Raw genomic sequence first — 13,266 nt, forward strand, 5'->3', positions numbered from 1 at the left:
CACCACAATTGAGATCCTCATCACTGGATGTGGCAGTGACTCGGACTTACGTCAGAGGCCAAGCACGACTCGTCGGAGCGAAGTGCACCGGTCAGGTCCTCGACCACCTCTTACCCTACGAAGAGAAGCGAGAATGTGGTGACGACAAGTATCCCCGCGATGCCGGACATCCTGTCGGATGAATTCGCCCGGGACCCACACAGGTACTACAAGATCATGCGCGATCACTATCCCCTGCTCCATCACGAAGCTAGTGGTTACTACTTCGTCAGTCGGTACGACGACGTAGCACGGGTGTACCGCGATTCCGATGCCTTCAGCAACGAGAACTACGCGTTCCAGATGGAACCTGTGATCGGCCGGACGGTCATCCAAATGTCTGGCCGGGAGCACACCGTCAACCGGCAGCTGATCACTCCGGCTCTGCGGGGAACCTACCTGGATGACCTTCTTCCGCAAGTCGATCAGCTCGCGACCGACATGATCGCCGCCCTTCCGGACTCTGGACCGGTCGACATTATCGAGGATTTCACGAAGTGGTTCCCGATCAATGTCATCGTCAAGATGCTGGATCTGCCCAAGCAGGACCTACCCAAGTTTCACGAGTGGTACTCCTCCCTCATGGCATTCCTCGCCAACCTCACCCAGGACCCTGAGATTCAGGCGTGGGGCATGCGCACCCAACAGGAGTACCCGGCATACATCTTGCCGATCATCGCCGAACGACGCCGGAACCCTGGAAACGACCTGATCTCCCGGCTCTGTCAGGCCGAGCTGGAGGGTGAACAGCTATCTGATGAGCAGATCAAAGCCTTGATCGGACTTCTTCTCATCGCTGGCGGCGAGACGACCGACAAGGCGATCGCCAGCACACTCAAGCATCTGCTGCAGCATCCCGACCAGCTGGAAGCGGTGCGCGCGAACCCAGCACTGGCCACCAATGCCCTCGTGGAAAACCTGCGCTACCACCCTCCCGTCCAGATCATTCTCCGAACCGCGACTGCAGACGTCGAGGTTGCAGGTGGAATCATCCCGGCCAACAGCGTCGTTGCCTGCGTCAACGGGGCCGCCAACCGGGACGAGCGCAGGTACGCCGACCCGGACAAGTTCGACATCTTCCGCGAAGACATCAACATGGATCGTGCCTTTGTCGGCGCTGCCGATCACATCGCATTCGCACTCGGCCGACATTTCTGCGTGGGATCTCTTCTCGCGAAGCGCGAAGCCGAAACCGCGCTCACGCAGTTGTTCGAGAAGTACCCCAACCTTCGCTTCGCGGACGGTTTCGAACCTGTGGACGTTGGTTTGTTCACTCGTGGACCAGAAAAGCTCCTCCTCGAACTCGGTCCGGAGCGTTGAACGAGTCGATGGATCAAGCGAACACCAGACGGAGGCGGACAGACCGATGACCACCACGGCGCAACCAAGTACTCAGGACAACTCTACTGTCGCCCCGACCCACTACCAGATGTTTATCGACGGTAAATGGGTCGACAGCGATGACAAGTACAACCTGACCGAGCCGGCCACCGAAGAGGTATTTGCCACGGCGGCCAAGGGCGGAACACAGCACGCCGAGGCTGCGGTGCAGGCGGCGAAGCGGACCTTCGAGGCGGGGGTTTGGCGAGACATCTCCCCCAAGGGTCGAGCCGAGATCCTCGATCGGGCTGCTGACGCATTGGAGGCCCGAGCTGACGAGCTGACTATCTTGGGGACTCGAGAGGGCGGTGCCCCCCACTACCTCTCCCACGCATTCAGTGTCGGCATGCCGGTGAGCAACACCCGGTATTTCGCTGACGTACTTCGCAGACAAGATTTCGAGCGGCCGGGGCCTCTCGTCGGGCCTGTTCTGTCCGGTGGGCTGGTTCGGCGCGAGCCGATCGGTGTCTGTGTGGCGATCGTGCCCTGGAACTTCCCGTTGGCTCTGGCCGTATGGAAGGTGATGCCGGCCCTCGCCGCAGGCAACTCGGTGGTGCTCAAGACGGACGAAAAGACGCCTATTGGAGCACTTCAGCTCGCGAAGGAGCTGCAGGCCGCTGGTGTGCCCGACGGTGTATTCAACGTGGTGACCGGGGACGGGGAGGACGTAGGAGCTCACCTCGCCGCCCACCCGGACGTCCGCAAAGTCTCGTTCACCGGCTCGACCGCAATTGGTAAGGAGATCGTCCACGCGGGCGCCGGAAACCTCAAGAAGGTGACCCTCGAGCTCGGCGGCAAGGGCGCCAACATCATCCTCGACGACGCCGACTTGCGGACGGCTGTCGACGGATCGATCTGGGCCTTCCTGATGCACGCCGGCCAGGCCTGTGAATCGGGAACCCGGCTGCTGGTCCCGTCCTCGCTGCACGACGAGTTCGTGAACCGGATGATCGATCGGCTGCAGACACAGAAGATCGGCGACCCACTCGAGCCCGATACTCACATCGGACCGCTCATCAGCGCAGCACAGCGCGACAGGGTGCTCGGCTACATCGAATCCGCGAAGAACGAAGGCGCCACGGTCGCGTACGGCGGCGGCGTCCCCGCTGGCGAACAGTTCCGACGAGGTTTTTGGGTCGAGCCCACCATCCTCACCAACGTGACCAATGACATGACTGTGGCACGCGAGGAAGTGTTCGGCCCCGTCCTTGCAGTGATCCGCTACGACTCGATCGAAGAAGCAGTCAAGATCGCCAACGACACCGAATACGGACTGTCAGCCGGTGTATGGAGCCAAGATCTCAATCAGGCGCTTTCGGTGGCCCGCCAGCTTGAGGCCGGCTCGGTGTGGATCAACGATTGGCACATGGGCAATCAGGAATACCCATTCGGAGGATACAAGCAGAGCGGAATTGGTCGGGAACTCAGCTCGCACGCACTCGACGAGTACACCGAACAAAAATCGATCCAGATCTGCCTGGAGCCGAAGCTCGAAAACCGAGCATACGGCCTGGTCCTGCCAGCACCGACGTCCGACTGACCTCTGTTGTCTCTCGCCGCTGTACGCCTGACGTTGTTCAACGAAACGGAGTAAGCATGAAAACCACAGCAGCAGTACTCTACGAAGCAGGCAAACCCTTCGAGATTGAAGAACTCGAAGTCGTCGCCCCCGATGAGAACGAAGTCCTCGTCCGATACGACTACTCGGGGCTCTGCCACTCCGACCTGCACATGGTCAAGGGCCACTTGCCCTTCCGGGCCCCTATGGTGTTCGGCCACGAAGCAGCCGGAGAAATCCTCGAAGTCGGCTCCAAGGTCACGAACGTCAAGCCCGGTGATCATTTCGTCGCATCATTCTTCCCGGTATGCGGGCGATGCCGATGGTGCGCGACCGGAAACTCGCGGTTGTGCGACATGGGCGCTCACGGGCTCGAGGGTTTCCTGCCCGGCGGCCGGTTCCCGTTCAAAGGAAAGAACGGCGACTACGGGTCCATGATGACCGTCGGCACGTTCAGCCAGTACGCGACCATTCACGAAAACTCGGTGATCCCGATCCATGATTGGCTTCCGTTGGACAAGGCAGCTCTGGTCGGCTGCGGAGTCCCGACCGGATGGGGATCGGCGGTCAACTCTGCCAATGTACGGCCGGGCGACACCGTAGTCGTTTACGGTATCGGCGGTATCGGCATCAACGCTGTGCAGGGAGCCGCGTATGCGGGCGCACAACACCTCATCGCCGTCGATCCGGTCCCGTTCAAGCGGGAAAATGCCAAGATTTTCGGAGCTACCCACACGGCTGCATCCGCCGAAGAAGCTCTCGCACTTGTGCAGGAACTGACGTGGGGTGTAGGCGCTGACAGCACCATCATCACCATCGACGAACTTACCGCGCAATCTGTTTCGGACGCCGCCGAGGCGACGTCGAAGGGCGGCACAATCGTCGTTACCTCGATGGGGCAGTACGAGGATGCCACGATTCAACTGTCGGGCGTGCAGCTTGCCCTGTGGGGCAAACGTATTCAGGGTTCACTCTACGGTGGTTGCAACCCTGTCTACGACATCCCAAAACTGCTGAGCCTGTATCAGAGTGGCCATGTGAAGCTCGACGAGCTCATCACCCAGACCTACTCTCTCGAACAGGTCAACCAGGGCTACGAAGATCTCGAAGCACACAAGAACATCCGCGGCGTCATCGTTCACGAACACTGAGCCGACTCCCCCGGCAGCTCTCGGGCCAGGTCGGACACGTCCTCGACGAACCGACCACTGCAGAGTCCGACGGCGCCCAGGGTTCGAAGTCACGAATTCGGCCCTGGGCGCCGACCGCCCTCAACCGGGCACCTACTCGGGTGGGCGAACCCCGACATCAAGGAGAAAGAAAATGGCCTACGTCATCTCGGGCACCTGTACCGACGTCATGGACAAGAGCTGTATGGAAGTGTGCCCGGTGCATTGCATCTACGAAGGCGCTCGCAAGTTGTACATCCACCCCGACGAATGCATCGATTGCGGGGCATGTGAACCGAATTGCCCGGTCGAAGCGATCACGTACGAAACCGAGGTTCCCGCAGCGCAGGAGCAGCATGTCGCCGACAATCGAGATTTCTTCTGGTCAGTTCTGCCCGGGCGAGATACCGAACTCGGATTGATCGGCAGTGCCCGGGATTACGGCCCGGTCGGTGTCGACACGCCACTCGTGGCAAGCCAGCCACTTCACCCAGCGAACCAGCAGTGATCTGCGTTTGAGGACCTCCCATGAGAAGCGCTCGCATAGCAGTAATCGGCTCCGGCCCCGCCGGCCTGTTCGCCGCTGATGAACTGGTTCGGCAACACGACGTCGACGTCGAGGTCGACATCATCGACCGGGTTCCGGCCCCATACGGACTTGTCCGATACGGCGTTGCACCAGATCACCCCCGGATCAAGTCCGTTATCGGAAGCCTGCAACGCATCCTGGAACATCCCAAGGTCCGATTCCTCGGAAACGTCGAGTTCGGTACCGATATCGACCGCTCGTTCCTTGACGAACACTACAACGCGACGATATACGCGACCGGCGCATCGCGCGATCGCTCGATCGGAATAGCAGGAGAAGAGCTGCCCGGCAGCCGCTCGGCGACCGCGTTCGTGTCCTGGTACAGCGGTCACCCCGACAGTCCGAACGATTTCCACCTGCGGGAGGACACGGTCGCCGTGATCGGCGCCGGAAATGTCGCTCTCGACGTAGCACGAATCCTGGCAAAAACCCCCGCAGAGCTCGACAGTACCGACATGCCGCCGCATGTCCTGGACACGTTACGCGACAGCCGAGTCCGCGACATCCATGTGATCTGCCGCCGTGGACCGGAATTCGCCAAGTTCACTACCAAAGAACTGCGTGAGCTCCGCAATCTCACCGACGCAGACATCATTGTCGATCCCGCTGAGCTCACCAGCTCAACTCGCGAGGGTCTGGACAGAGCCACCCTCGCCAACCTCGCAGTCCTCGACGAGTTCGCGTCTCAACCGCCAACCGGTCGAACTCGCAGAATTCACTTTCACTTCTGGAGAAATCCGGTCGAGATCAAAGGCTGCGAGCATGTTGAGGGTCTCCGGATCGAGCGCACTGGCCTCTTGCAGGATGGAACTGTGCACGGAACCGGCGACATCGATACTGTCCCAGCCCAACTCGTTCTGCGATCCGTTGGTTATCGCAGCGTTCCCCTCGACGACCTGCCGTTCGATTCTGCCCGAGGGGTCATTCCCAACCAGCTCGGACGGGTTGTCGATAGCGACGGGCACGTTGTTCCGACCCAGTACGTCACTGGGTGGCTCAAGCGCGGACCGTCAGGGGTGATCGGAACCAACCGCATCGACTCGGTCGAAACCGTTACCAGTGTGATGGAGGACCTTGTGTCCAATCCTGGAAATACCAGCGTGTCCGCCGATGCCGTAGCCGCTGCATTGCATACACGAGGGGTCAAGGCGATCGAATACGACGGCTGGCTCAGAATCAACGATGAGGAGATCGAACGGGGCCAGGTGGCAGGTAAGGATCGGACGAAAATCCCCGATTGGGAAAATCTGCGCCGGGTCGGGATCGAAACACTTACTTCAGAGTGAGCCGACTTCCCTGTTCGATCCGCTAGGGGACGACTCTCGGTCGGCGTACGAGGGCTATGGCGGGCGTGAAGTCCTCCCCCGGGACGTGAAGCAACTACGTTCGCATATTTGAAGGAGGCCGACAGTGTCTGTCACCGTCGTCGAAGACGAGCTGGCTCCGGAAATCGGGCTGCCGCGCGAAGCGCATGGGGAAGGATTGCCTCCGGTGCTCGAATCACAGGTCAGTCAGGTCATGCAGTGCGAACTCACCCTGCTGTTTCGTCGGTTGGCCTTGACCAACGAGGAACGCAGCGTCATCGAGGAAGCCGTGCAGCGCGTCTGCCAGCTCGTGGTGCTGGACCCGGTAGCGAAGTGGCGCGGCGACTCTGGTCTGGTGGAAGAACTATTGTGCGAATGATCTACCGTGAGGGCACATCACAGCGAGGCTTCGAATCTCCTGAGTCACGGCAAGCAGGGAAGAGCAGCAATTGTTGCGAGAGCCACAGCGGCCGATCCGACGATGGACAGCGTCCGCAAGAGGTGCGGCCGGGCGCCGAACACGCCGGAGATCGATCACCCGGCTGTGATTCGAGCCGCCACGAGTTCTCCACGGAGGAGATCGCCGTCGTCCTCCCAGACGAAAGGGGTATGACCATGTTTTCGATTCAGTTCGAGGCACCCGGAGACATTGAAGTTCTCCAGCTGCGAGATGTTCCGGTTCCCAGTCCAGGGGACGGCGAAGTACTCATCGCCCTCGAGGCCTCAGCGATCAATCCCGCGGACGTGAAGATCCGTAACGGGTCGATCACCCCACGTCAGGGAAGTACGCCGTTCACTCTCGGATACGACCTCGTAGGCACCATCCGGGAGGCAGGCCCGAGTGCTGACCGATTCTTACCCGGAACCCGGGTCATCGGAGTCTCGACGTTGGCTGTCACCGGGAAAGGGACCTGGTCGGAGTTCGTCTGTCTCCCCGAAACGTCCCTTGCTCGCGCCCCTGAAGGCGTCTCCCCGGCGGTCTTGGCCCAGTTGCCGCTACCCGGGTTGACAGCGCTCCAGGCTGTCGAGGCATTGCAGTTGAGTCAGGGAGCCGAAGTACTCGTTTCCGGAGCCGCCGGGGCGGTCGGACGTATCGCACTGCAGCTTCTCCACACCCGCGGATACCGCGCGCACGCGTTGATTCGACGGGCCGAGCAGACAGAATCGTTGCCGGCCGGCGTAGCCGAGGAGGTACATATCGGTTCACCGCCGGCCTCCTGCGTCGACGGAGTGATCGACGCTGCTGGGATCGATCTGTCCGCCGCATTACGGCCCACGGGACATTACGTCACCGTTGTCCCGGGTAGCCCGCCCCACAGCATTTCAGAGAAGAACGCGACGCTGGTCATCGCTCACGAGTCCGGCGCGATGTTGCAGACACTTGCCGAGCTCCTGACCGCCGGTGAGCTCAACCTTCCCGAGCCGACAACATTCAAGATTTCAGAGATCGAGGCTGCTCACCGCGAGTACGAACGTCGGCTGGGACGCCGCATCGCCCTTGTCGTCTGACCCGCAGCGCCCTCGCTCCTCCGGGAATCACCGATCCGGCTTCATTTCTCCGAGCGTCCCCCCATAAACATCGCCAATCTCGCAGAAGGCCAGCAATGAATCCCTTACCAGTACAAGATCACACCATCGCTTCCCCCACCGCGTCCGGTCCGACTGGCCGTTTACGGGTGCGGGTTTCGGAGAGAGTCACCGAAGCGGCCGACGTGATCTCACTGCGGTTGGTACACCCTTCCGGTGAACAGTTACCGACGTGGGATCCGGGAGCGCACATCGACATCGAGGTCGCAGGTGTAACCCGTCAGTATTCGTTGAGCGACGCTGTACCGGCACCGGGTTCCTGGCGCATCGCGGTATTGCGGGAGCCTACGAGCCGCGGGGGTTCACGAGCCATCCATGCGACGGTGCATGCGGGGACAGAGCTGATCGCCAGCGCCCCCAGGAACCGCTTTCCATTGCTTCCCGCGCAAAAATACATCTTCGTTGCCGGCGGAATCGGTATCACTCCAATCCTGCCGATGATCGGCGAAGCGGAACGGCGAGGCGCCGAGTGGTCCTTGGTCTACGGTGGCCGCAAACTGGACTCGATGGCTTTCGTGGATGAAGTCATGTCCTACGGTGACCGCGTCACGATCGTCCCCGAGGACACCAAGGGCCGGGTGGACTTCTCGGAGCATCTCCGACAAGTGCTCGATCACACCCTGATTTACGCATGCGGCCCCGCCCCGTTGCTCGATGCCCTCGCGCAAGCATCCAATCACTGGCCCACAGGCAGCCTGCACGTGGAACACTTTGTCGCACAAGAAATCGACAGCACCGATGATGTCGAATTCGAAGTTGAGTTCGCGGCGAGCGGTGTCACGGCGATGATTCCACCGGATCGGTCGATTCTGGATGTGGCGAATGATCTTGGCTTACCAACGTTGTCGTCGTGCGAGGAGGGGGTCTGCGGTACATGCCAGACTGCCGTGTGGGAGGGCGACGCAGACCACCGCGACTCGGTCATGACCGATGAAGAGAAGGCATCCGCTTCATCGATGTTCATCTGCGTCTCCCGGTCAAAAGCTGGCAGTCGGTTGAAGCTCGACCTGTGAACACTGGTACCGGCCCCGAGTAAGCACCCGAATGGTCGACTTCATCCCCAGTGAATAGGCTTCAACCAAATATTCAATCGGTTGCTAGATTTATTACAAGCAACAACGAAGCATACGCGAGGCCAACGGGTAGACCCGTCATCAAGACACGTCCACACCTCCTCGCGCTCCATATCGGGCCGTACCACCACCAGCGTAGGAAGCCGAAACATCGTGATTACCGAGTCAGTGGAAACACAAAGGGGGACCAGGACGCGTCCGACCGTCGGCGTCGTTCGAGAGACGAACGACGGTGAGCGACGTGTCGCGCTGGTGCCGAAGATTGTGCCGTCGCTGATCGGCAAGGGCCTCGACGTGGTTGTCGAGACCGGCGCCGGCCTCGGCGCGCTCATCCCCGACGAGGCATACAAAGGAGCCGGAGCCCAGATCGGTGACGTCTGGGCCGCGGATGTGGTCGTCAAGGTCGCACCGCCGTCCGACACGGAAATCGCGCGCCTGAACTCGGGCCAGCGGCTGATCGGGTTCCTCGCGCCGCGCAAACGCCGACAACCAGATCGCCGCCCTCGCAGCGGCCGGGGTCGAGGCGTACGCGGTCGAGGCGATCCCGCGTATCTCCCGGGCGAAGGTGATGGACGCGCTGTCCTCGCAGGCGAACGTGGCGGGATTGCAGGCCCTCGCGACCGCGAAGCGTCTCGGTGGCCGCACCACTGGCTACGACGTGCGCCCCGAGGTTGCCGATCAGGTGCGCTCGGTGGGCGCGCAGTGGCTCGACCTCGGAATCGACGCGGCTGGCGAGGGCGGCTACGCCCGCGAACTGAGCGACGCCGAGCGGGCGCAACAGCAGCAGGCGCTCGAGGATGCGATCAAGGGCTTCGACGTGGTGATCACCACCGTACTGGTGCCGGGTCGTCCCGCGCCGCGACTGGTGACGACCGCCGCGGTCGAGGGCATGACGCCCGGTTCGGTGATCGTGGACCTCGCCGGTGAAACCGGTGTGGCAACTGCAAGCTCACCGAACCCGGGCAGACCGTCGTCAAACACGGCGTGACCATCAGCTCGCCGCTGAACCTGCCGGCGACCATGCCCGAGCACGCGTCCCAGCTCTACTCGAAGAACGTCGCTGCGCTCCTCGAGCTCATGCTCGACGAGAACGGCACGCAGGCCCCGGACTTCTCGGACGAGATCCTCGCCGAGTCGTGCGTGACCCGCTCGGCCGAGCAGTCTTCCACCCTTCCGACGACAGGAGCATCGCAGTGAACACGCTGATCGACAAACTCTTCACCACACCGATGTCGTGGCTGTTGGCCGTACCCATCGTGCTTGCCGACCGTCTGCTCTCTACCGATTTGGCCGACTCACCGCACCGGGACGCACCGAGCATCTCCGGATCACGGTTCTGAGATGTACAACGAATTGTTGGCGAACATCGCGATCCTGGTGTTGTCCGGGTTCGTCAGGTTCGCCGTGATTTCCAAGGTGCCCAACACGCTGCACACGCCGCTGATGTCGGGCACCAACGCCATCCACGGCATCGTCGTTCTCGGCGCCCTCGTGGTGCACGCGCCCGCAGGTAGAGCATCCGCACCGCAGCAAGAGAAGCCCGGGTTTGCCAGCGTCCGGCCACCATCGGTCACACGACTACACGATCTATGAGCAGGGAACCAATGAGTCCTTCGATCCACTGGATCGGCTCGCGGTCCGCGGCCACGGGCGAACGTCCTTCCAGTGACCCTCGCAGCACCACAGATCAAAAGTCGCTATCGATGCGGGCTAGCCTTCCCAAAGTGTGCTGGTGTCCTGCGGCCCCCTTGATGCGCTAATCAGTGGGCGTGCTGGCAGCAAGCGCGTCGACACCTTCGGATCGACGAGGGTCGAGGTGTCGCCGAGCTCGCGTCCCTCAGCGACGTCGCGGAGCAGGCGTCGCATGATCTTGCCGGAGCGGGTCTTGGGCAGCTCGGGCACGACGGTGATCTGCCGCGGCTTCGCGATCGGGGAGATCTCGACCGCGACGTGATCGCGCAGTTCCTTGATGAGCTGATCGCCGGTGTTCTCGACGTGCTCGAGCAGGATCACGTACGCGACGATGCCCTGGCCGGTGGTGTCGTCGGCCGCTCCGACAACCGCGGCTTCCGCGACAGAGGAGTGGCTGACCAGGGCGGATTCCACTTCGGAGGTGGAGATGCGGTGCCCGGAGACGTTCATGACGTCGTCGACGCGGCCGAGAACCCACAGCGCGCCGTCCTCGTCGTACTTGGCGCCGTCGCCTGCGAAGTACCAGCCCTTGTCCTCGTAGCGGGACCAGTAGGTCTCGCGGTAACGCTGCATATCTCCCCAGATGCCGCGCAGCATCGCCGGCCACGGCTTGTCGAGCACGAGGAATCCGTTGCCGCCGTTGCCGAGGGGGTTGGCCTCGTCGTCGACGATCTTCGCGGAGATGCCGGGAAGCGGTGCCATCGCCGCACCGGGCTTGGTGGCGGTGACGCCGGGCAGCGGGGAAATCATGATCGCACCGGTCTCGGTTTGCCACCAGGTGTCGACGATCGGTGCGGAACCCGCGCCGATGACCTCGCGGTACCAGCGCCACGCCTCGGGATTGATGGGCTCGCCGACCGAACCGAGCAGGCGGATCGACGACAGATCGTGGGCGTCGGGGATCTGGCGGCCCCACTTCATGAACGTGCGGATCAGGGTGGGCGCGGTGTAGTAGATGCTCACGCCGTACTTCTCGATGATGTCGAAGTGACGGTGCTCGTCGGGCGAGTTCGGGGTGCCCTCGTACACGACCTGGGTGACGCCGTTCGCGAGCGGGCCGTAGACGATGTAGGTGTGCCCGGTGACCCAGCCGATATCGGCGGTGCACCAGTACACGTCCTCGCCGGGCTTGTGGTCGAACACGTAGTGGTGGGTGTACGACGCCTGCGTGAGATAGCCGCCGGAGGTGTGCACGATGCCCTTCGGCTTACCCGTGGTACCCGACGTGTACAGGATGAACAGCGGATGCTCGGCGTCGAACGGCTGCGCGGTGTGCTCCGGTGAAGCCTTCTCGACCGTCTCGTGCCACCACAGATCCCGGCCCTCGGTCCAGTCGACGTCGATGCCGGTGCGCTTGACGACGAGCACATGTTCGACCGAAGCGGCCCCCTGCACGGCCTCGTCGGCGGCAGGCTTGAGCGGAGCCGCCTGACCGCGGCGCCACTGCCCGTCGACCGTGATCACGAGTTTGGCCTCGGCGTCGTCGACGCGAGAGCGCAGCGCCGAGGAGGAGAAGCCGGCGAACACCACCGAGTGCGTCAACCCGAGGCGTGCGCACGCGAGCATCGAGACGATCGCCTCGGGAATCATCGGCATGTAGATCGCGACGCGGTCGCCGGCGACGAGACCGAGCTCGGTGAAGGTGTTCGCGGCGCGGGAGACCTCGGCGAGCAGATCGTTGTAGGTCAACGCGCGGGTGTCGCCCGGCTCGCCCTCGAAGTGGATCGCGACCCGATCGCCGTTGCCGGCCAGGACGTGCCGGTCGACGCAGTTGTACGCGACGTTCAAGGTGCCGCCGACGAACCACTTGGCGACGGGCGCGTCGGACCAGTCCAGGACTTCGCTCCACGGGGTAGCCCAGTCGAGCCGGCGGGCCTGGGTGTCCCAGAACGCCAGCCGGTCGGCGTCGGCGGCGGCCTGCAACTCGGGACCTGCGTTGGCGGTGGCGGTGAACTCCGCGCTCGGGGGAAACACCTCGGCCAACAATTCTGCGTTATCGGACATTGGAACCAACTCCTTCTCACTGCAGTCACGCCTGGGCCGGTACTTGCGCCTTGGCGCACACTCCCACCCGGTCGATGCCTCGCGATTCCTCGTACCGCTTGCACCGGAAACTTCGGGAAGCCTTGCAGGATTACGAAAGTCGCCCATACCTTATTGGGCGGCGATGAACGAGTAAGTGATGCGGGCGCACCTGTATGAGCGTCACAGGGTCATTGACGCACTTCCTTCGACGTTCCACTCATTGACGCGGTTCGATGAACAAACCCCGCGCCTCCACAGTCCGAGTACCGTCGCACTCTATCCATGAATTCACCCAAACCTTGCGGCCCTCCGTCGAATCCACGGTTGCGTGAAGATCGAGCGGTCGATGCAAGGGGGTTGGAGCCAGGTACCTGAGTTCGAGTTGGGCGGTGACACACACTCGGCCGGTGGACTCCACCATGAGGCCGAGCATGCAGTCCATCAGCCACGCACTCAGGCCACCGTGCAGGCAGCCCTGGGGACCTTCGGCGAGAGCGTCCACAGCCAATGTCGCGGACGCCCTCGCCCCATCTACCGAAATTTCCAACGGAAGGCAAAGGGGATTGTGCGCACCGATCTGCCGAATGCGGGTAGCCGTCACTTTCTCGGGATTCCCGAATTCTCCGAGCAGCACACCCGCTCGCAACTCTGTCTGTGCCAGGTCCGAGGCACCATCGACCAAATCCATAGCCTCTCGCAGGTCTTCGATGCTCGTTGCGGTCGTGGCCGCCGCATGCATCAGCCGGCGCACGGATGCCACCAGGTCACGGTGAGTCTGTAACCACTCTTCCGGGAGATCGGCAATATGGCTCCGCTCCTGGGTGACATTCTCGTCGATCTGCTGCATCGT

12 protein-coding genes and 1 pseudogene are annotated in these 13,266 nt (G+C 62.3%); 11 read left to right on the forward strand and 2 right to left on the reverse strand.

Features of this window, described 5'->3' with window-relative positions; all coding sequences use genetic code 11:
- Positions 1-159 precede the first annotated feature (159 nt).
- The 11 genes and pseudogenes from EV641_RS11685 (at position 160) to EV641_RS30260 (ending at position 10,292) form a co-directional block, all read left to right on the forward strand.
- Positions 160-1,359: a cytochrome P450 gene (locus EV641_RS11685; protein ID WP_132471927.1), complete on the forward strand. Its 1,200-nt coding sequence runs from the start codon at positions 160-162 to the stop codon at positions 1,357-1,359.
- Positions 1,360-1,405: 46 nt separating this feature from the next.
- Positions 1,406-2,959 carry an aldehyde dehydrogenase family protein gene (locus EV641_RS11690; protein WP_199233235.1) on the forward strand — a complete coding sequence of 518 codons (1,554 nt, stop codon included), beginning with the start codon at positions 1,406-1,408 and terminating at the stop codon, positions 2,957-2,959.
- 56 nt (positions 2,960-3,015) lie between these two features.
- Positions 3,016-4,128 carry a Zn-dependent alcohol dehydrogenase gene (locus EV641_RS11695; RefSeq protein ID WP_132471928.1) on the forward strand — a complete coding sequence of 371 codons (1,113 nt, stop codon included), beginning with the start codon at positions 3,016-3,018 and terminating at the stop codon, positions 4,126-4,128.
- 172 nt (positions 4,129-4,300) lie between these two features.
- Positions 4,301-4,654, forward strand: a complete 354-nt coding sequence (gene fdxA / locus EV641_RS11700) for a ferredoxin (RefSeq protein WP_132471929.1) — start codon at positions 4,301-4,303, stop codon at positions 4,652-4,654.
- A 20-nt stretch (positions 4,655-4,674) separates the two neighbouring features.
- Complete coding sequence (locus tag EV641_RS11705) at positions 4,675-6,021, forward strand: FAD-dependent oxidoreductase (protein ID WP_132471930.1); 1,347 nt, start codon at positions 4,675-4,677, stop codon at positions 6,019-6,021.
- Positions 6,022-6,145: 124 nt separating this feature from the next.
- A complete protein-coding gene (locus EV641_RS11710; RefSeq protein ID WP_132471931.1) occupies positions 6,146-6,418 on the forward strand; it encodes a hypothetical protein in 273 nt (90 codons plus the stop codon).
- 236 nt (positions 6,419-6,654) lie between these two features.
- Positions 6,655-7,548, forward strand: coding sequence for an NADP-dependent oxidoreductase (locus EV641_RS11715; protein WP_158289150.1), 894 nt, complete (start codon positions 6,655-6,657; stop codon positions 7,546-7,548).
- 95 nt (positions 7,549-7,643) lie between these two features.
- Positions 7,644-8,639 (forward strand): PDR/VanB family oxidoreductase, encoded by a 996-nt coding sequence (locus tag EV641_RS11720; RefSeq protein ID WP_132471933.1) that lies wholly within the window; start codon positions 7,644-7,646, stop codon positions 8,637-8,639.
- Between the two features lie 228 nt (positions 8,640-8,867).
- A pseudogene (locus EV641_RS11725) lies at positions 8,868-9,896 on the forward strand (NAD(P) transhydrogenase subunit alpha).
- Positions 9,893-10,039 (forward strand): hypothetical protein, encoded by a 147-nt coding sequence (locus EV641_RS11730; protein WP_199233219.1) that lies wholly within the window; start codon positions 9,893-9,895, stop codon positions 10,037-10,039. Before EV641_RS11725 ends, EV641_RS11730 begins: the two are co-directional and overlap by 4 nt.
- A gap of 1 nt (position 10,040) precedes the next feature.
- The gene (locus EV641_RS30260) at positions 10,041-10,292 is read left to right on the forward strand and encodes a proton-translocating transhydrogenase family protein (RefSeq protein WP_347238232.1); all 252 of its coding nucleotides are present in this window, start codon (positions 10,041-10,043) and stop codon (positions 10,290-10,292) included.
- A 117-nt stretch (positions 10,293-10,409) separates the two neighbouring features.
- Here the strand turns inward: EV641_RS30260 and acs are convergent, their stop codons facing one another.
- Entirely contained in the window at positions 10,410-12,395 is a 1,986-nt protein-coding gene (gene acs / locus EV641_RS11740; protein ID WP_241997106.1) for an acetate--CoA ligase, read from the reverse strand.
- A gap of 238 nt (positions 12,396-12,633) precedes the next feature.
- A complete protein-coding gene (locus tag EV641_RS11745) occupies positions 12,634-13,263 on the reverse strand; it encodes a PaaI family thioesterase (protein ID WP_132471935.1) in 630 nt (209 codons plus the stop codon).
- Positions 13,264-13,266: the final 3 nt, after the last annotated feature.

This window comes from Rhodococcus sp. SMB37, assembly GCF_004345605.1.
Classification (GTDB): domain Bacteria; phylum Actinomycetota; class Actinomycetes; order Mycobacteriales; family Mycobacteriaceae; genus Rhodococcus.

Coding starts and splice junctions, on each gene's coding strand:
- acs (WP_241997106.1), bottom strand. CDS start 12,395: ATGTCCGATAACGCAGAATTGTTGGCCGAGGTGTTTCCCCCGAGCGCG.
- EV641_RS30260 (WP_347238232.1), top strand. CDS start 10,041: ATGTACAACGAATTGTTGGCGAACATCGCGATCCTGGTGTTGTCCGGG.
- EV641_RS11695 (WP_132471928.1), top strand. CDS start 3,016: ATGAAAACCACAGCAGCAGTACTCTACGAAGCAGGCAAACCCTTCGAG.
- EV641_RS11685 (WP_132471927.1), top strand. CDS start 160: ATGCCGGACATCCTGTCGGATGAATTCGCCCGGGACCCACACAGGTAC.
- EV641_RS11745 (WP_132471935.1), bottom strand. CDS start 13,263: ATGCAGCAGATCGACGAGAATGTCACCCAGGAGCGGAGCCATATTGCC.
- EV641_RS11705 (WP_132471930.1), top strand. CDS start 4,675: ATGAGAAGCGCTCGCATAGCAGTAATCGGCTCCGGCCCCGCCGGCCTG.
- EV641_RS11690 (WP_199233235.1), top strand. CDS start 1,406: ATGACCACCACGGCGCAACCAAGTACTCAGGACAACTCTACTGTCGCC.
- EV641_RS11715 (WP_158289150.1), top strand. CDS start 6,655: ATGTTTTCGATTCAGTTCGAGGCACCCGGAGACATTGAAGTTCTCCAG.
- fdxA (WP_132471929.1), top strand. CDS start 4,301: ATGGCCTACGTCATCTCGGGCACCTGTACCGACGTCATGGACAAGAGC.
- EV641_RS11720 (WP_132471933.1), top strand. CDS start 7,644: ATGAATCCCTTACCAGTACAAGATCACACCATCGCTTCCCCCACCGCG.